This window comes from Methyloprofundus sedimenti (assembly GCF_002072955.1).
Classification (GTDB): Bacteria; Pseudomonadota; Gammaproteobacteria; order Methylococcales; family Methylomonadaceae; genus Methyloprofundus; species Methyloprofundus sedimenti.
The window spans coordinates 197878-215761 of sequence record NZ_LPUF01000002.1; the positions used below are offsets into that span (position 1 = coordinate 197878).

19 protein-coding genes are annotated in these 17884 nt (G+C 42.1%); 4 read left to right on the forward strand and 15 right to left on the reverse strand.

Going from position 1 to position 17884, the window contains the following annotated elements; genetic code table 11:
* Positions 1–91: 91 nt before the first annotated feature.
* The 8 genes from AU255_RS13840 to AU255_RS13870 all read right to left on the reverse strand — a co-directional run bounded on the left by AU255_RS13840 (position 92) and on the right by AU255_RS13870 (position 6381).
* Positions 92–2167 carry an FAD-binding oxidoreductase gene (locus AU255_RS13840; RefSeq protein WP_080523527.1) on the reverse strand — a complete coding sequence of 692 codons (2076 nt, stop codon included), beginning with the start codon at positions 2165–2167 and terminating at the stop codon, positions 92–94.
* A gap of 103 nt (positions 2168–2270) precedes the next feature.
* The gene (locus AU255_RS13845; protein WP_080523528.1) at positions 2271–2894 is read right to left on the reverse strand and encodes a glutathione S-transferase family protein; all 624 of its coding nucleotides are present in this window, start codon (positions 2892–2894) and stop codon (positions 2271–2273) included.
* Between the two features lie 32 nt (positions 2895–2926).
* Positions 2927–3187: a glutaredoxin family protein gene (locus tag AU255_RS13850; protein WP_080523529.1), complete on the reverse strand. Its 261-nt coding sequence runs from the start codon at positions 3185–3187 to the stop codon at positions 2927–2929.
* Positions 3184–3621: a nuclear transport factor 2 family protein gene (locus AU255_RS13855; RefSeq protein WP_080523530.1), complete on the reverse strand. Its 438-nt coding sequence runs from the start codon at positions 3619–3621 to the stop codon at positions 3184–3186. The genes AU255_RS13850 and AU255_RS13855 overlap by 4 nt, the downstream gene beginning before the upstream one ends.
* On the reverse strand, positions 3618–3902 hold the full coding sequence (locus AU255_RS13860) for a hypothetical protein (protein ID WP_080523531.1): 285 nt from the start codon (positions 3900–3902) through the stop codon (positions 3618–3620). The genes AU255_RS13855 and AU255_RS13860 overlap by 4 nt, the downstream gene beginning before the upstream one ends.
* A 178-nt stretch (positions 3903–4080) precedes the next feature.
* Complete coding sequence (locus AU255_RS20440; RefSeq protein WP_198942642.1) at positions 4081–4536, reverse strand: IS66 family transposase; 456 nt, start codon at positions 4534–4536, stop codon at positions 4081–4083.
* A gap of 34 nt (positions 4537–4570) precedes the next feature.
* Positions 4571–5602, reverse strand: a complete 1032-nt coding sequence (locus tag AU255_RS20445) for a transposase (protein ID WP_198942535.1) — start codon at positions 5600–5602, stop codon at positions 4571–4573.
* A 179-nt stretch (positions 5603–5781) separates the two neighbouring features.
* Positions 5782–6381: a TetR/AcrR family transcriptional regulator gene (locus tag AU255_RS13870; RefSeq protein WP_080523532.1), complete on the reverse strand. Its 600-nt coding sequence runs from the start codon at positions 6379–6381 to the stop codon at positions 5782–5784.
* Positions 6382–6451: 70 nt separating this feature from the next.
* On the opposite strand from AU255_RS13870, the gene AU255_RS13875 reads away from it, so the two are divergent.
* Positions 6452–7165, forward strand: coding sequence for an NAD(P)-dependent oxidoreductase (locus AU255_RS13875; RefSeq protein ID WP_080523533.1), 714 nt, complete (start codon positions 6452–6454; stop codon positions 7163–7165).
* A 90-nt stretch (positions 7166–7255) separates the two neighbouring features.
* A complete protein-coding gene (locus tag AU255_RS13880) occupies positions 7256–7648 on the forward strand; it encodes an anthrone oxygenase family protein (RefSeq protein WP_080523534.1) in 393 nt (130 codons plus the stop codon).
* 128 nt (positions 7649–7776) lie between these two features.
* Here the strand turns inward: AU255_RS13880 and AU255_RS21130 are convergent, their stop codons facing one another.
* Together AU255_RS21130 and AU255_RS13890 are read right to left on the reverse strand one after the other, a co-directional pair.
* A complete protein-coding gene (locus AU255_RS21130) occupies positions 7777–9597 on the reverse strand; it encodes a sigma 54-interacting transcriptional regulator (protein ID WP_080523535.1) in 1821 nt (606 codons plus the stop codon).
* 10 nt (positions 9598–9607) lie between these two features.
* Positions 9608–10216, reverse strand: a complete 609-nt coding sequence (locus AU255_RS13890) for a TetR/AcrR family transcriptional regulator (RefSeq protein WP_080523536.1) — start codon at positions 10214–10216, stop codon at positions 9608–9610.
* A gap of 115 nt (positions 10217–10331) precedes the next feature.
* Here AU255_RS13890 and AU255_RS13895 point away from each other — a divergent pair, with 115 nt between their 5' ends.
* Positions 10332–10949: a glutathione S-transferase family protein gene (locus tag AU255_RS13895; RefSeq protein WP_080523537.1), complete on the forward strand. Its 618-nt coding sequence runs from the start codon at positions 10332–10334 to the stop codon at positions 10947–10949.
* Positions 10950–11189: 240 nt separating this feature from the next.
* Here the strand turns inward: AU255_RS13895 and AU255_RS13900 are convergent, their stop codons facing one another.
* The 3 genes from AU255_RS13900 to AU255_RS13910 form a co-directional block, all read right to left on the reverse strand.
* Positions 11190–11492 (reverse strand): hypothetical protein, encoded by a 303-nt coding sequence (locus AU255_RS13900; RefSeq protein ID WP_143735973.1) that lies wholly within the window; start codon positions 11490–11492, stop codon positions 11190–11192.
* Between the two features lie 100 nt (positions 11493–11592).
* On the reverse strand, positions 11593–12618 hold the full coding sequence (locus AU255_RS13905; protein WP_080523539.1) for a pyridoxamine 5'-phosphate oxidase family protein: 1026 nt from the start codon (positions 12616–12618) through the stop codon (positions 11593–11595).
* Between the two features lie 22 nt (positions 12619–12640).
* Complete coding sequence (locus AU255_RS13910) at positions 12641–14296, reverse strand: FAD-binding oxidoreductase (protein WP_080523540.1); 1656 nt, start codon at positions 14294–14296, stop codon at positions 12641–12643.
* 374 nt (positions 14297–14670) lie between these two features.
* On the opposite strand from AU255_RS13910, the gene AU255_RS13915 reads away from it, so the two are divergent.
* Complete coding sequence (locus AU255_RS13915; RefSeq protein WP_080523541.1) at positions 14671–15654, forward strand: P-loop domain-containing protein; 984 nt, start codon at positions 14671–14673, stop codon at positions 15652–15654.
* Between the two features lie 15 nt (positions 15655–15669).
* Here the strand turns inward: AU255_RS13915 and AU255_RS13920 are convergent, their stop codons facing one another.
* Together AU255_RS13920 and AU255_RS13925 are read right to left on the reverse strand one after the other, a co-directional pair.
* Entirely contained in the window at positions 15670–16263 is a 594-nt protein-coding gene (locus AU255_RS13920) for a transposase (protein ID WP_198942652.1), read from the reverse strand.
* Positions 16188–16922, reverse strand: a complete 735-nt coding sequence (locus tag AU255_RS13925) for a transposase family protein (protein ID WP_080523543.1) — start codon at positions 16920–16922, stop codon at positions 16188–16190. The genes AU255_RS13920 and AU255_RS13925 overlap by 76 nt, the downstream gene beginning before the upstream one ends.
* Between the last annotated feature and the right edge of the window lie 962 nt (positions 16923–17884).

A 17884-nucleotide genomic window follows, 5' to 3' on the forward strand; every position in this document is an offset into this window, starting at 1 on the left:
ATTATTGCCCAATTTAGCTAAATCATTATCGAATAATCGATTTGAGATGTTGCCCCTAATTGTTGCTTACTTTCCATAATCTCAAAGCTCCTTATAATTGAATATCTAATTGAACGGGCTCTGTTGTGCCTGCGGCAGGCATAGCACAGCACAACAAGATTTCATCTGCGGCTAAATCGACCGTGACCTCCTGCTGATAACCTACCTGCCCTTTACTTAATGTTACTTTACACAAACCACACTGACCGCTACGGCACCCATATTCAGGGGTTAATCCATGGGCTTCGGCAAATTCCAATAAAGTGCCATCGCCTTTTGACCATGCCTGCTCTAACCTGGATTCAGTGAAATGAATAAGCGCTTCTTCCTCTACAGGTACAGTGGTTACTATGCCTTCATCACGTAATAATGCAGCAGGTCCAAAGGCTTCGGCAAAAATATGTTTATTTTCTACACCCAATTCACGCAAGCTATTGTATTGGCTTTGCATAAAATCATTCGGCCCACATAGATAGGCATCGCAATCATTATCTACCAACACGCCTTGTAATAAGTGTTTGGAAAGTCGCCCTTTATAATCATAGTCAGCCCCTGGGCTTAAATGCTCTTCAGGCTGACTTAAAATCCAAACAACACGAATATGCCCCGAAGACTGTTCTGCAATTGCCTTTAATTCAGTATAAAAAGCACGCTGCTCATTATTACGCACACAGCAAAGCATCAGTATATTTGGCATGGATCGTGTTCTGAAACCCTCTTGTAAAGCATGTCTTGCCATCGCAATCATCGGCGTAATGCCTACGCCCGCTGAAATTAATAAAACGCTTCTTTCTGGTGGAATGGCAAACTTAAAAGCACCGGTTGGCGGCTTTACCTGAAGCATATCCCCCCGCTTGATTTGCTCATGCATAAAGTTTGAAAATACCCCAGCCGGCTGATCAGTTTGAGCTAACTCTTGTTTAATACTGATACGCAGAAAATCATCTTTGGGTGCGCTGGAAACAGTGTAAGTTCTAATGTGCGCCTTGCCCTCAATATGAGCTTTCAATGTTAAAAACTGTCCCGCTTCAAAACTCGGTTTTTGATCTTCCGGAGCTTGCAAATAAAAAGAGCTAATCAAGCTACTTTCCTGCACAATATCAACCACTTGATAAGGCTGCCAGGTATTTTTTAAACGCTCTGATTGTTTAGCCGCTGCCGCCTCAGACCAACTTCCCGTTAAACGGGTGTTAGGAGAGTAATCTTGCAAGTCCCAGCGTAGTGGCAAACCATTTTTCAGCCAGCGCCCATGATCCAGGGTAAACGTCCATAGCCTTTCAGCCCCTGCAAAAAACGCTGTATCAGGAGAGTTCCACAAAATTTCAACCTTACCTGTTAAGGTTAATATATGACCCTTGCTAAAATCGATAAATAACAGGCCTGCGCGCGGATTTTCGACAAAATTACCCAAGGTGTTAAAATGAAAATTGCCCGTATAATCAGGGACCGTTAAGGTTTTATCATCATCAATACGAATAAATCCGGGTTTACCGCCGCGATGTGAGACATCTGCACCTTCACTGACAGCACCACTGCCATTTGCGACATAACTGGCAACAAAAAAGGTGTCACTCGTACCGATAAGCTCCAGTGCTTGCTGATCAAATGCTGTTAATTGAATAAGCTCTTCATCTGGCATCAATGCGGGATCAACTAAATAAAGCTCTCGCTGCTGAATGTATTGCGGACAATTCCCAAAGGCCTGATCTATGCTTAATTCTATACCTTCATTTGATACTTTATTAATATGAGCTGCCAAACGATTCCTGCGCCGTGTGCTTAACTCTATTCCTAACAAGCCCCATCGATCACCAATAGTCAGCGCATCATTTAATGAATCACCTGCGACAGGCATGGCATTAAGCTGTAAATGCTTATCATCTATTGCTCGAATAAACCCTGCCTGATTAAACAAAACAGACGCCCACGGCCAGCCTTCGTGATCGGCATGAGCGACAAAAATAAACGGTAATTGAGCATAGAAATCCCGGTGTTGCTCAGGCATATAATTACGAATCACTTGTCGACCAAAACGCTCCATTTTATCACGCACACCCAGGCGTTGTTGCACCTGCTGCTCACCTTGATGAAAAGGTGATACAGTTTCATTTGCAACATGAACAGTCATGATCATCCTCCTTTTACGAAGTCATATAGGATCTGCTGAGGTACGGAGCATCTGTCAAAAGCAATGCTCCGTACCTCAGTCTGCACCAGAGTAAGAAGTTGTATTATGCCGCTAAACCCACTTTAGAGGCTTGCATAGGAACAAACCCAGGATAATGTTCAATACGTTTTAGCCATAATTTAATATTAGGGTAATCTTTCAGCGATACATCCCCTTCAGGTGCATGGGCAATATAGGCATAATTGGCTAAATCGGCGATGGTTGGCACATCCCCTACCAGCCAATCCTGCTTCGCTAAATGAGCATCTAAGACATCAAACAGATTATTAGCCGTTTCAATGGCTTTTAGATGATCCAATTGAGCACCAAATAAATTAATCAAACGTGCTGTTGCCGGACCATTAGCCACAGGGCCAGCTGCAACCGATAAAAAGCGCTGCACTTCTGCCGCTTTAGCCGGTTCAATAGGTAGCCAGCTATGCTCTTGATCATACTGACTAGCGAGATACACCAAAATAGCATTAGAGTCGGCAAGCGTCACATTGCCATCTTCTAAAACAGGCACTTGACCAAACGCATTTTTCTTTAAAAACTCCACTTGTTTCTGCGCACCTTGCATTAAATCAACATCGATTAACTCGGCATCTAATCCTAAAATCGAGAGTAAAAGTTCAACGCGATGACAATGGCCAGATAAAGGATGGCGGTATAATTTTATAGTAGACATGATAGTTCCTGTAATAAGGGTTAAATGTAAAATTAAAGTATGGGTAATTGATTTATATCAAATTCTTTATTGTTCAATAGCTGTACCAATTCGGTAAAACCTCCTATAGGTTTTTCATCAATAAATATTTGCGGCACGGTTCTTTGACCACTTTGTGCTAATAATGTTTGTGCTTGCTCTCCCCCTTTGACTAAATCAACTTCCTGATAATCAACACGATGTTTGAGCAATAAACTTTTAGCGGCAACACAATAGCTACAGGTTGCACTGGTCAATACGGTGACAGTACTCATTGTTTATCTCCTTTAAATTCACGTTCAGATACCTTGATCGGCTGGTCATTAATACTGGCAATACGCCGTTGCATTAAACCGTCTGCAGCGAACTCCCATAGTTCATTACCGTAAGACCGATACCACTGCCCTGAATCGTCATGCCATTCGTAGCGAAAAGTGACCGCAATACGGTTATCAGTAAAACACCACAGTTGTTTTTTTAATTTATAATCCAGTTCTTTCTGCCATTTACGCGTTAAAAATTCGATGATTTTGTCGCGTCCGGAAAATATTTCCGCGCGATTTCGCCACTCAGAATCTAACGTATAAGCACTGGCGACTTTTTCCGGATCTTTACTGTTCCAGCCATTTTCAGCCAGTTGTACTTTTTCAGTGGCAGTGGCTAAGGTAAAAGGCGGCACTGGCACTCGGATTTCAGATTCTGCATTCATACTAATACCTCTTTTTGCCTTTTAGCTAGAGTACCGTGTGCTGCCAATTTACAATGATGCTGCCGACTAATACTTAGCAGCACAAATTGTTTTTCGCTTGTGGTGAAGCTGAACTGTTCAATGAATACGCTTAGGTATTGATAAGCTTCTAATATGGTGGGAAACACTGCCCTGACAGCAAATAGCTTAGAAATACAGCCTAATTTTTGCTCAGCATTACGCAAGAAAAATCGTAAGTCTTGAGGAGACGTTGCTAAGGTGTGTGTCGTAAACTCTGACATAATATTAATCCTGGTAGGTTAAGTAACAACCTAACTATGGCAGGATCTGTGCCAAAATGGGTAAAATATCTTAATGACTTTTAAATCATATAGATACAAAAAAATATCGTAACTTCTCATTATCCACTGGCAGCGGCCGCACGAATGACTTCCGATAACGGAGGAATCCCTTCTAACTTCAGTAAGCGACTTTTAAATAACCCCAAAATGACATGCCGTGCTTTCGGCAGGTCTTCTTGAGACTGGCAAAAGTATCACGGGCTTTCCGCCCTGCATCACTTCGTGTACTCCCGCTGATTTTTCGTTTCTTGACGTAATCCCTTATATCCCGTTCGCTTAAATTGTTATGAAGTGGGAGGTAGGGTTTGTCGAGTACACGGAGGAGTTCATGTTGATTTTTCCCCATTCGCCCGAGGGCCTGGTTAAGCGTTTCGTAACAGGTTTTGGTACTGCATAGGATTTGAAAGCGCTGCCTGATACTGCTCGCCTGTTCGGTAACAGGATTAAGTTTATAAGCTTTCAGGTCATGGTAAATCGACCAAAGCTGGTCGCGTGCGTCATCTACTGCCTTGGTATGGCTGTCATTTAAAGGAATCAGGCGATTAATTACTCGTTCGGCATGGATCCAGCACAAGGCATGATCAAAGACGTTAAACTGCCCTGCATCATCACTGATAATTGAAAAAGTCAGAGGAAATGCCTTGGTCTAGCAGCCCTCCCATCAAAGCACCTTCCGTGACTATTTTTCTGTGCCGAGGTTTAACGATGCCTTGCTGATCCAGCCATTCGCACCCGTCAGGTGCCGTGTTAATGCAGACACTGATATTTTCCAGTGTCGCCAATATTACAACAGACAGCTTATTTTGTGCCATGTATTCAATGGCACCTGTGTTCAATGTATAAAGCGTTGTTTTGCCTTGTGATAGACAGTTTAAAAAATTGATTCTGCTTTTACTTTCTGTACTACTGAACCAGGCAAAAAAATCATTGCCAATATGTGTGCAATAGCCATTTTGCCCTTTATGCCGTGCGCCAGTATCATCTGTATGAATATATTTAGAAACGGATAATCCCGTCTTCAGTAATTCATCTTTTTCGGCATGAAAATCGTCCAGATCTTCTGTTAGTATATAACTGAGCTTACCGCTCGAAATATCGACGCCTAAATCACGAATTTGTTCCAGTAGTAATGGCTGTGTGACATGTTGGTGATGGTATTGATAGAGAATAAAGGCAATAAGGCTTTTACCAAAACTACCTCCCTGAATGTCTTCAGGAAGCTGACCTAAAATCGTAAGACCCTCTGGCGTTATATATTCTGCTAAACGATAACGAATGTTATGAGTTTGAAAGGTAATATCCTGAATAACACGATCCTGATACCCTTTAAAGCGTGAACCCTCCGGGATTTCATCCGGCTGAATAATTTGGGTTTCATCTATTTTGAGGTTGCCTTTTTTACTGCGCCTTGGGCCTTTTTTCCTTTTTGATGAGGAGTCATCACTTCCTGGGGCACCCTCCTTATCCATTGTACTCGGTTTGATTTTAGGCTTTGTGGTTTCGCCTTTAAGCTTGAGTATCTCTTGTGCTAACTCATCAATCTGCTTTTGTTGCCAGGCAAGCATTTCCAATAACACATCGACTAGCGGTGTGCGATCTTCTTTGTTTATCTCTGGTAATTCAGGTTTAGGCGAGTTCATAGAATATATTGTAAAGCAACTTTTTAATATTTTCCCGTGGATAATGAGAAGTTTCAAAATATCAGAAAAAACATGACTTTGTTCTTATAGTATTTATTACTAAATATCGTTATGTAACGATATTTAGTAACCTAGAAAATTAGCTATACGCTTAAACCTGCTAATGTATTACAAGCCTGTTAAGGTGCGCTTTCATTCTTCAACAGACTTCTTTCTGCAATCGCTTTCATCCTTTCAACATATTGCTGATTTGACCAACCGCATACTGAGGTGAAATTCTCCCAGTTCGCTACTGAGAGCATCGTACATAGAACATCCGTGGCACTCTCTGGTGTCCATTCTGAAGCAAGCCTGTGCTCAGAATGCAACATATCAATAGCTGCTCGGCAACCATGCCGCATGGCTGCCATGCGCTCTTGCCATGCCGCTGCCGCAGCGTCATCTGAGTCCAACACCAGGAGCAAGGCTTTGGCGACGCCATAGATTTCAGGGATGTAGTTCCCCCAAAATTCCACGTAAAGCGCCAGGCGATCCTGACCCGAGCTTGCAGCACGGGATGGGGCAAGGCGACGATCCAGATCCAATCTTTCATCCAGAAATTTCGTCGTTGCGTTTAAAAGCTCAGCACGCGATGCAAAATGCAGATAAATAGCTTGACGAGAGACATTGGCACACTTGGCTATATCTGCCATACGCACACCCTGCCCGCGATTTTCTTCGAGCATCTGTAATGTGACTTCCAGAATTCGTAATCTTGTTTCTAAATTTTTACTTGACATAGTGTAAAGCTTATCTTATTGTTTACACAGTGTCAATTGACACCGTGTAAACCTAATAGAGGGCATAGTTATGAAAACTCAAGTAAACATCAACGAATATCAGCAAGGTAGTAATAGTCATAAATCACTTAATATACTTGTGGTTGGAGCGACGGGTGGCTCTGGGCGTGCGACCGTGGAAAAACTTTTGAGCGAAGGTCATCGTGTAACTGCCTATTCGCGCAGTGCAAATCAACTCGTAGATACCTCAGGCCTACTGGTTACCATTAATGGCAATGTCACCGATTCCGTTGAACTTGATCGAGCTATACAAGGGCAACAGGTTATTATCGTCACCTTGGGTATCAATGAAAACCCGTTGCGCGTACGATTTTTTGGCAGCGCCCGCACTACTAACGATGTTCGCTCAATGGGGACGCGCAATGTCATCACCGCAATGCGGAAACATGGCGTGCAGCGGCTTATTGTACAAAGTTCATTTGGCGTAGGTGAGACACGTGGTTTGCTTGGCTTTGTCGATCAATTATTTTTCGACCTGATACTTAAACCGCAAATTGATGATACTGAGGCACAGGAAAAAGAGGTGCGTAACAGCGGTCTTGACTGGACTATAGCCCAGCCGGTGCATTTAACTGACGAAGATTCAGGCGTATTTCCTTTTCTGTCAGCAAAAGGTCAGACGCGGTTGATGAAAGTCGCGCGCAAGTCTGTTGCCAAATTTCTTGCGCTTGCCGCCCGTGAAGAATCTGGTTACATTGGACAGTCTGTTGCTATCTCTGGTTAGGAGGTGTTTGATGCTAGATTTAATAAGATTTAGTATCGCCTTTGCCGCAGCTGTTATGGCAGGGGTATTTTTGCGTTCTCATCATTCGTTATGACGGCACTCGGCAATATTGCGCCCGCTGAAGGTATTAAAGCGATGCAACGTATTAACATTGACCTATTTTGCTGGTCGTTCTCATTTTTATTCTTCGGAATTCCACTGGCTTCATTGGGGCTTGGTGTTTATGCTGTTTGGCAATGGTCAGAGCCGGATTCGGTTTTTTACCTTATGGGCGGTATTGTGTATCTAGCAGGTTGTTTTGGTGTGACTGCTGCTGCCAACGTACCTCTCAACAATGCCCTCGCGCAAATCGATCCAGATGCTGATAGTGCGACTAATGAATGGCGCATGTATCTTGTTCGCTCGACACACTGGAACCACGTTCGTACTGTCGCGTGTTTGATTGCTTGCATTTTGATTATTAGCGCAAGCTATGCAAACTGAATCCGATATTCAGGTACGCACTTTATTATTATGACCAGAATTACTCATATACGACACATAGGATGGAAGCGCGTCGCTTAAACAGAACTGATGCGCTTCTCCTCGTGCCTTAGCACATCCTAAATTATTTAAAAAGCCGTTGTCGCCCGCCTAATCCCCAATTTATTCATACGCGAACGCAAGGTATTAGGGTGCATTTCTAAGATCGCAGCAGCGGCATTTTCACCTGAAATTTTCCATTGCACGCTTTCCAGCACTTTAATAATATGTGCTTTTTCCATATTCGCTAGCGATAATAAAGTCTGCTCTGTGTCTAAACCAGATTGCTCAGGGCTTTGTAATTCGTGGATTTGTAAAAACGGTTCAGGTGATAAAATCACCGCCCGCTCAATGACATTTTCCAGCTCACGCACATTGCCCGGCCAGCTATAGCTGAGTAAATTATCCATAACCGTTTGCGGAATATGATTAACTTGCTTGCTCATTTTTTGTGCGTATTTCGTTACAAAGGCGTGTGCTAATAAGCTAATATCCTTTTTACGCTCACGTAAAGCGGGAATGCTTAACGGAAATACGCTTAGTCGATAATAAAGATCTTCACGAAACGTGCCTTCAGCCACCATTTTCTTTAAATCTCTGTGCGTCGCTGCAATCACGCGCACATTAATCTTAAGTGTTTTAGAATCGCCTAAACGTTCGATTTCCCCTTCTTGCAAGACTCGTAATAATTTTGCCTGAAGCTCTAACGGAATTTCACCGATTTCATCTAAAAAGATCGTGCCTTCATGCGCCAGTTCAAAACGTCCTGTTCGCCTTGCCGTTGCGCCTGTAAAACTGCCTTTTTCATGGCCAAATAATTCACTTTCTATCAAATTTGCAGGGAGTGCCGCACAATTGACTTTAACTAAAGGACGCTGATTTCTGTGACTCAGATCATGTAAAGCCCGTGCAAATAATTCTTTTCCCGTCCCCGTTTCCCCTAGAATTAAAACCGTTGTTTCAGTGGGTGCAACTTGTTCTACCTGATGTAATGCTGTTTTCAGGCTGTCACTTTGACCGAGTATATCGGTAAATTGATGATTGTAATTTATTTGCTCTTGCAGATAGGTATTCTCAGCCTGTAAGCGATTTTTTAACTGTTTGATTTCAATTAAGGCCTGATTCAGCTTTTGTTCATTAAGTTTACGCTGGCTAATATCGCTGAATACCATGACGATTCCTTGCACTACGCCATCATCAATAATAGGCGTACAAATAAAGTCAGCAGGAAAATGAGTACCATCCGCGCGCCAGAATACTTTATCACTGGCTTTAAACAAAGCCTTACCTGCCATAATATTATGGATAGGACAGTATTCTTCGGAATTAGGTTGATCACGTCCAAAAAGGTCATGAATAGTTTGTGCTTGCCCAGACTTTAGTGGCCAGGCTAACATTTTCGTAGCGACAGGGTTACTAAACGTCACATTGCCTTGACAATCAAAACCACAAATCCCTTCTCCAGCGGCAGCCAGTACCAGAGCACTGCGACGCTGTAATAAGGCCAGCTCTGCTTCCGCTTGTTTAATACCACTGACATCCTGAAAAACCACCACTGCACCGATAATTTCTCCATGCTCCCAAATCGGGGTACTGGTGTAATGCACGGGAAAACAGGTGCCGTCTTTATGCCAGAATACTTCGTCAGTAATATGGTGCACTTCACCGTCTTGTAAAGCGGCATAAATCGGGCATTCATGCCTTGGATAATGCTCACCATTGGCTCGGCTATGATGATGCTGTACATGAATCAACTCGCCCAATACCTCTTCTTTTACCCAACCGGTCATTGCCAGCGCAGCCGGGTTAACAAATGTTGCCCGGCCTTCTACATCTAAACCGTAGATACCCTCACCTGCCGAGGTTAAAATCAGTTCGTAACGCCGTAAAATTTGTGTAGTATCACTCATAAACAATACTCTATAGTTTAACCTTTAAGGTATTCAAGTAACGCTCCAGCTCCCGACCACAACTGTAATACACTTCTTTATTTTGATGGCTTTTAGTCAATCCCCATGCGCCTTCTATGCTCATCAAAATAAACAATGCACTGTCATCGGTATTAATAGACTTATCAACAATTCCTGCTTTTTGACCCTTTTTTAAAGCTTCCGATATGGCTTCTTTCCAAAATTGAAAAATTTTAACAATGCGTTCTCTAAAGCCCTCGTCTATCGGCGACATTTCTTGCGCCAGATTATTGAGTGGGCAGCCCAGAGTAAATAATTTATCATCCCACGCGTTTTCACCCTCGATAAATAAGGTATGTAATCCTTTTAACGGATCAGAAAAATGAGCTAACGGCTCTATCCATAATTTTGCCCCCTTTTTCATTATGTATTCTTCCAGCACCGCATAAGCGAGTTCTTTTTTACTAGGGAAATAATGATACATAGCGCCTTTTTTTAAACCGGCTTCCTTTAATACCTGATCAACACGCATGCCTTGATAGCCATGCTTGTGCATTTCCTGAAAAGCCGCATTGATAATTTTTACACGCGCATTTTCCGGCTTGCGTTCTGTGTTCATAATGTTTTTCCGTAAATTTCTATAGCACCATTATAGACAGACTAGTTGGTCTGTGCTATTGTTTTTCAAAAACAGACTGGTTGGTTTGTAATTTTCAATAACGAGGATAATAGTTATGATAGATCTATACACTGCGAGCACCTTTAATGGTCAACGTGTTTCGATTATGCTGGAAGAAATCGGCCTGGCTTATACCGTGCACCAAATTGATTTGAGCAAAGGCGAACAGCGAAAAGACAGTTTTTTAAGCCTGAACCCCAGCGCTAGAATTCCAGTACTGGTGGACCACGATACAGAATCAGGCAATGCATTCGTGCTCACTCAATCCACTGCGATCCTGCACTATTTAGCGGAAAAAACGCAGCTCTTGTTGCCAAAGTCCCTACAGGAAAGAGCCAGGGTGTATGAATGGATGAATTTTCATGCTATTGATTTAGGCTCAACGCTATTCAGTGCCTTTTATTTGCAGCGACTTATCCATTCTCGACAACCCCAAGCAGCAAAACAACTAAGTCAACGTATTCATGAGCTATACTATTTTTTTGATCAGCAACTTGCTGAACAGGAATTTTTAGCAGGATCAAGTTACAGCATTGCTGATATTACTGCCCTACCCGCCGTTATCTCCCAAGAAAAAACATTAACTGAATATGTTCATTTAACACGCTGGCTACAGCAACTTAAACAAAGACCTGCTGTGCAGCGCGGTATCGCAGTTCCGTGCAATAGCTAAGCCATACAGTAAACCCGCACAACTATATAACGCGACTTAGAAGTGGAAGTTTCGTATGGAAAAGACCATGAATTACCTAAGTTTATAGGATTTATCGACCAAGACAGCCCATTCACCGCCAAGTCTTTTGTCGATGCTGCAGGTTGCCAGTTTAAGAATGGCCGTACGAGACGCTTGGCGGGATAATGTCTTCCTCGAACGGTTGTGGCGCTCGGTCAAATACGGACAGGTTTACTTTACCTACACACTTATGATTCCTTCGATCAGGAGCGCTTCCATTCCCGAGATTTCGAGTGTGGCACAACCACTAGCGCCGCCATTCCAGCTTGAAGCAACAAACGCCTTATCAGGTTTATAAGGAGGTGCCACCATTTTTTGCTGGACGCAATCCAAATCAGAAGAATCGTTAAGTAAAGGCGTGTTAAAGGCGTTTTGCTGCGCACAGCCAACCAGCATCAATATAGGCTGAGTTGAAAAATTAGTTTTTTCATTATTTTTTCCAGGTCGATGAATTCGACACTCATTAAAACTAACGTAACGCAACCTAAGGATCTGAGCAAAAGAATACTTACCAAAAAAACTTGACCATTACACTCTATATAACTGCGGTTATGGGTCTTCGTTAATTAGAAAACTTTGGATATTAACGCTTTAAAAAGTCATCGCGCGTTGTTTCCAGCATTTTCATCATGGTTTGAATTTCGTTTTCTGGAACTTCCAGTTCTTGTAAGGTATCTTTAAGGTGCGTCATTACGCAGTCAAAGTGCTTGTCATTTAATCCGTTAGCGACGAGGCGCTGATATGAAGCCCATAACTCTGCTGTCGAATATTGTCCTTCAGGAAAGCCGCCAAATACCATTTTCAGAAAATTCTTTTGCTCACCCAGTTGCACAGTTATATTGATATCATCAAAAAAATGTTTGATGCGGTCATTCATCAGAATTTTTCGATAGAATTTGTCCAGCACTACATCTATCGCGGCATCGCCACCGATTCGGTCATATAAGGAGATATTTTCCAGATCAAAAAAATCACTGCGCTTGGCAATGGCGCTATCCGTACCCCAGTCGATTTTTTTATCCAGTTTTTTCATGAGTGGAATACGTTTTGAACAATGAATGTACGCTTCTTCCACTTCAACCATTATCCAGCGCTCGGGACGCCGTTTGCCTTCGATGTGTATTTCATCAATTACGTCGCGAGGCAGCTCGGAGCCGTAATCCAGTAATTTTTCATGTTCAATAATTCTGGCTTTACCGTTAACGTGCAAGCCAACAGTGCTTTCAAAAAAATCCACAAAAATCATGCCGATGCGTGGGTTTTCAAGGATATTACCCATACTGGCCATAACGCCATTACCGCGGTATTCCGGGTAAATCAGATAATTGTTATTCAATACGCGAACAAAGCCTGGATTGCCAAAGCGAGCGGAGCAATCACATTCACCGTGTTTATCAGCTGTTGCGATAAACATATTTTCCTGTCGTCCAATAAACTCTCGCATCACCGGTGACAGATAATCCAACACCTGCCGATCGTAAAATTTAAGTGCCCGCTCGCGCGTGGAAAACTGTTTTTGCAGCTGATGTTCACCTTCCGAACCCGGTAATATGGTCACACGAGCCGATGTGGGTTGTGTTTTTTTCTTGGATTTGAATAACGAAAACATAGCGCGCTCCCTTACAAGCTAATTAAATATCAAGGACAACATTGGATTTGGGATAAGCACAGCAACTATAGACCCAGCCTGCCTGTTTATCGTGTTCGGAAATTTCAGACTGCTCAAGTTCGGTAATACTACCTAAAAGGCACTTGACCATACATTCGCCGCAGCTACCGTTCAGACATTCATTATCTATCTGTATGCTATAAATGGACGCAAGCTCTAACAAGCTTTCTGCGCCATCGGTAACCGCTTCCAGACCGGATTTGATAAACGTTACCTGATATTGTCCACTGCGGTTTTGTAGTAAAAAAGCAGCGTCTGCGCGCTTAATCTCGTAAATTGCCGGTGAAATAGTGGAAAAACTTTCACAATGTAGTCGGTTTTTGGGCAGTTTTAGACGAGCCAGCATTTTTTTGACTTTTTCCATAAAAGCATCAGGGCCGCATAGAAACACTTCTCGTTCGATAACATCAGGTACAAAATTGCTGAGTAATGTCTTCTTAATACGGCCAAAATCGCCCGGCCATTGCTTACGTGTGATGGTGTCGGAGGTTATCGTAATTCTGATTACGACATTGGGGTAGTGTGCAGCAATTAATTCCAATTCTTTGCGGTAAATAATGTCAGCTGGTGTTCTGAAAGACAGTAACAATTTTATGTCAATATCAATGCCGATATCCGTTATCCAACGCAGTATTGACATAATTGGCACTATACCGCTGCCGGCCGCAAGCAACAGGATTTTCGGTGCTGGGTAATTAAAACAACTGAATTTTCCGTACGGACCTTTAACATTTAAGATATCACCTGTTTTTACTTGATCAATGAGCCAGTTCGAAACCAATCCGTCGGGAACGCGTTTAACAGTCATTTCCATGACATGAGGCTGGGAAGGACTGGACGCGATACTGTAGCTGCGCTTTACCAAATTACCGTTAATCGTTAGGGTAAGATTGATAAACTGACCCGGCTGAAAATGGAATAGTACTGGCTTGGCAGAGGCAAGACGCAGAGTTTTGGTGTCATGATTTTCATCGATGATACCGACAACAGTTAGTTCGCTGATAGTAGCTGGCCAGGGTTTAATCTGCTCGTGATTTTTAAGCAATTGTGCTGCATAGATATCTGCGACAGGCTCATCCTGTCTTTCGGATGGTGTTAAGGTACGAACCGAGGTGAGTTTCGGGGAGGAATTAAATTCAAATCTAAGCTCAAACCCCGCAACCATTGCCACTAAACTATGCGCTAGTTCAGTGGCTTTATGAGCCGGTAAACGTTGTCCCTGCAAAATCGTCCCTTTTTTACTGCCTAAGTCCTCTATATAAATACGGTCTTCGGCACAAATTACTTTGGCATGAAAGTCACTGACATGATAGCTGTCCAATAGCACATCGGCCAGAGCATGGCGGCCTAAAATGAGTTCTGTGTCTGGTTTTAGTGCTACCGTGTGGATTTTTTTTTGACGATCAAAGACCAGCATTTTACCGGGCGTTTGAGTGCAAATGTCCGACTCCATAAAGAGCCTGCTTATGCCTGATGATGCGCGGGTGGTATGCGATGCTTCATTAAGATGTTTGAAAAAAACTTTTTTTTCGCTGGCATTTGGGCTTGTTTGTGCACTATCAAACAAACGGCTGAACGTGCTACCTGATGATGGCGAATTAGAATGTCTTTTTATCATTATTCCCTCCTTTTAACCGACTGACATTGGCCGACCAACCTAATGTGGGATACAAAACATTACTTGATTACTATAACCTTCAACCTATAGCTAACATTCTTTGTAGGCCGCTATGGAGCCAAGGGAATAAGGGATATACATGGCACCTATTCCTCTACATTAAATTTATACGCATTTCTTAAAGATAACTGAAGCTTGTGGATAATCAGGAAACGTTAAGAGCCCACAAGCTGTTGGCACGTGCTTTCAGTTCGGTCTGTAGTAATCGCCCATCTTATTTAACCTTTTACCACTTAAGCCTTCTGAAACGAGCATAACAGAGGTAAGATTACAAATAGGTTACCGATTGCAAAAAAAACATAGAGTGAACAAGAATGATGCCTAAAGTACGTTTCCCAGGCAAAATCATACCACCGCTTTATCCTTCTGTATTTAAACGGCAACGGCTGTTTGACTTGCTGACAGAAAACACACATCAGCCCTTGGTCTGGGTAAACGGTCCAGCAGGGTCCGGCAAAACCGTTCTGGTAGGCAGTTGGCTACAACAACAAAAAGCCAGGTTTTTATGGTATCGCATGGATAACGGCAATAACGCCAGTGCCGACCTGTTTTATTTCCTGTCTTTGTCCGCACAGCGTAACTACCCGGAAAAAAGGTTTAAATTACCGGAGTTTACTGCTGAATATGCAAATGATATCAAAGCCTTTGCCGGCGTGTTTTTTCGTCAATTATTTAGCGTTCTGGATAAAGAAACCGCCCTTGTTTTTGATAATTGTCAGGAAATTGAAAACGAGCCGGATTTTTTTCAGGTGTTGCAGATTGCTTTGCATGAGCTACCGGAAGGATTGCAGATCATTTGTCTGAGTCGTAATCGGCCCAAGAGCTTATTCAGCCGCTTATCTTTGAATAAGGATTTACTGGATGTGGGTAGTGATTCCCTGCGTTTTACCGAGAGCGAAAGTACTGCTTTTATCAATTGGCTAAACCCCGGCATCGACGTACAAATCGCCTCACTTTTACAATTGAAAGCAGCTGGTTGGGCTGCTGCGCTCGTCTTGCTCTCAGAGCAAAACAAACAAACCAAAATATCGGAAGAGTTGCCTGCTTTACTGGAACAACAGGATATTTTCAATTTTTTGATGTCGGAAATTTTAGAAGAGATGGATGATACCACCTTGCAGTTTCTGACTAAAACAGCGGTTTTTACTTGTTTTACAGGGTCGATGGCAATGGCCCTAACGGGTAACCGGAATACCGATACTATTTTGGACAGTCTGTTTAATAAAAATCTTCTTATTGACCGTACTAGCGACTGTCATCCAGTTTATTGTTTGGCTCTTCCCGATTTCGCGGGGTGACCACAACATATAGTGTTAAGCATATCCGAATAAACGTCGGCCTTCGACATCAAGCCAAATATGCTGAAATAAACGCCCTATATCATAAATGCCATAGCAACGTCTTTTGATCACCTTAATTTTGTTATTCAGTCCCTCTACAAAACCACTGGTTTCACGGCGAAGAAAATAATTAGTGATTTCATGCTGCCAGTTTTGTAAGGTCACTATAAATGAGTTGAAACAGTCCAACTTCAGATTTCTAACCTGCTCGACCCATGAATTTAGCTCAGCTTCTGCCTGACTTTTACTTAAAGGTCGGTTAAAAATACCCGTCAATGCTTCCCGATAAATATAAATTTGCTTAAGCTCTGGCGCATAATTAAAGAGCTGTATTAATTTAATTTGTTGCTCTTCATTCAAGTCCCAGAGTGATTTTCGGAATAACCACATCACGCCTTTCAGTTGGGCATAATCCTCACTAGAAAGCGTCTTTTTCAGTGTTTTCATCTCTTTTATTCTTGCGTTGTCTGCACAGGCTCGATAGCTTTTGGTCACATGGAATCGATCAACCACAACCTCAACGCCATGAAGTTCCTCATACACTGCATTACTGTAGCCGTCATACATATCAACGCAGGCACGTTGTATTGTTCTTTTAATTTCCACGGGAATGCTTTGTAGAAATATTTTTTTACTGTTTCCTTTTTGCGATTTGGCAATACGGCCAAAATGCATTTTTCTCCGCCTTCATTGATCCCTGAAATGATAACAACAAAATCTTTATGTCCTTTTTTTAACGCAATCTCATCAAGTCCAAGTAATCGCAGGCTTTTTATTGTCTCCCAATCCACTTCTTGACGAATATAACGATTAATAATGCCTTCAACAGCCGCTTCATTAATGCCACGTTTGATACTGATGTCGGTTATTGTGCTATTGATTAGGTCGCGCAATATCCACTGTTCATAGGCTTTAGTATGTGGGCTTTTTTGATCATACCAACTACAGCGCTGAGTGGTTGTCGGGCCTTGATCACAATAAGGGCATTGGTAACGCTTCGGTTTGATCTTAATCCAGACGGACTGTTCAAAGATCGGTAAATGGCGTAACGTAATTTCTTTGCCATAGCCATAAAACTTATCGATAGGCTGATGGCATTGCCGACAAGTTGTGCCTTTGCATGTACTTTGGACTTTAATAATAATTCCTTTTTTAGACTCAGTATCAAATGCCTCTATTTGCACATCGGGTAAATCCAAAGGAATTTGTAACAATATCGGGTTCATTTATTTAAAGTTTGCCGTCTAAAAAGATGGCTATCATACCCAGCCTGCACCTAAATAATCAAATAGCAATATACTACATATAGTGACTACCCCGCGAAGTCGGGAAGAGCCAAAAAAGTAGATAAACAAATTTGCCAGGCATTAACCAAAGCCTGTGAAGCTGCAAAAGTTGAAGTCCAAGGATTTCAATGGCTCACGCACAGGGTTAATTACAATCAGTTCCCAGATAGTTTATCGGTTCTGTGTGTTTTTGATACGAAGGTTGACCTAAAGCAAGCGCGTCAACATAACAAAGATCAGTTTATTGTTGCTTTAATTAAAAGTGAACTGGAACAAATAAATATTAGATTTAAAGATATTAAACGGCATGTTTCCTTTGATACTGAAAAGTCAGATCCTTAGGATGCTAAGGTACGAAGCGCATCAATTTCAAAAATAAAAGAGGCGCTTCCTGACGCCTCTGCTAAGCCATTGGATATGAACTTGATAGGTTTATATGTCACCAAATAAAATCGTTAGATAATAGTGGCATTGGCTTGCCTAAACGTAACATTGCTTTTTTGGTAAAGATTTTTAAATCTCGAAGATTTCAGCGATTTCCGTTACTGAACTTTCGAATTTAGGTAAAGAGGGGAAAGTCCAAGAATCAGTTGCTTCCCCCAATTATTAACAGGCTGTTACCGACCCATAGCTGCCTGCCGATGAATTATTATTTAGACGGAATAACATTAAATTAACCAGCCTAATTCACATTTGACTTCAATACAAGAATTTAATTTTACTCTGACCTCAGTTATTCCGATTAGATGCATTGTTTTGCATAACTCTTTGTTTTGTGCTAATTTTATAACCTAAATTATTATAGTAATTAGGGAAAAGTAATGTCATCATTTCCTCCGAGAAAGAAAAGTAAACGGGATGTTAGTTCGAACAATATGCATCGAGTTAATTTCCAAAAGAAA

Bases quoted from the DNA above. Each gene is read 5' to 3' on its own strand.
- AU255_RS21130 (WP_080523535.1), bottom strand. From the start codon at position 9,597: ATGAGTGATACTACACAAATTTTACGGCGTTACGAACTGATTTTAACC.
- AU255_RS13840 (WP_080523527.1), bottom strand. From the start codon at position 2,167: ATGACTGTTCATGTTGCAAATGAAACTGTATCACCTTTTCATCAAGGT.
- AU255_RS13920 (WP_198942652.1), bottom strand. From the start codon at position 16,263: ATGTATGACGGCTACAGTAATGCAGTGTATGAGGAACTTCATGGCGTT.
- AU255_RS13895 (WP_080523537.1), top strand. From the start codon at position 10,332: ATGATAGATCTATACACTGCGAGCACCTTTAATGGTCAACGTGTTTCG.
- AU255_RS13870 (WP_080523532.1), bottom strand. From the start codon at position 6,381: ATGTCAAGTAAAAATTTAGAAACAAGATTACGAATTCTGGAAGTCACA.
- AU255_RS13915 (WP_080523541.1), top strand. From the start codon at position 14,671: ATGATGCCTAAAGTACGTTTCCCAGGCAAAATCATACCACCGCTTTAT.
- AU255_RS13925 (WP_080523543.1), bottom strand. From the start codon at position 16,922: ATGAACCCGATATTGTTACAAATTCCTTTGGATTTACCCGATGTGCAA.
- AU255_RS13860 (WP_080523531.1), bottom strand. From the start codon at position 3,902: ATGTCAGAGTTTACGACACACACCTTAGCAACGTCTCCTCAAGACTTA.
- AU255_RS13855 (WP_080523530.1), bottom strand. From the start codon at position 3,621: ATGAATGCAGAATCTGAAATCCGAGTGCCAGTGCCGCCTTTTACCTTA.
- AU255_RS13905 (WP_080523539.1), bottom strand. From the start codon at position 12,618: ATGTTTTCGTTATTCAAATCCAAGAAAAAAACACAACCCACATCGGCT.
- AU255_RS13845 (WP_080523528.1), bottom strand. From the start codon at position 2,894: ATGTCTACTATAAAATTATACCGCCATCCTTTATCTGGCCATTGTCAT.
- AU255_RS13875 (WP_080523533.1), top strand. From the start codon at position 6,452: ATGAAAACTCAAGTAAACATCAACGAATATCAGCAAGGTAGTAATAGT.
- AU255_RS13890 (WP_080523536.1), bottom strand. From the start codon at position 10,216: ATGAACACAGAACGCAAGCCGGAAAATGCGCGTGTAAAAATTATCAAT.
- AU255_RS13910 (WP_080523540.1), bottom strand. From the start codon at position 14,296: ATGATAAAAAGACATTCTAATTCGCCATCATCAGGTAGCACGTTCAGC.
- AU255_RS20445 (WP_198942535.1), bottom strand. From the start codon at position 5,602: ATGAACTCGCCTAAACCTGAATTACCAGAGATAAACAAAGAAGATCGC.
- AU255_RS13850 (WP_080523529.1), bottom strand. From the start codon at position 3,187: ATGAGTACTGTCACCGTATTGACCAGTGCAACCTGTAGCTATTGTGTT.
- AU255_RS13880 (WP_080523534.1), top strand. From the start codon at position 7,256: ATGACGGCACTCGGCAATATTGCGCCCGCTGAAGGTATTAAAGCGATG.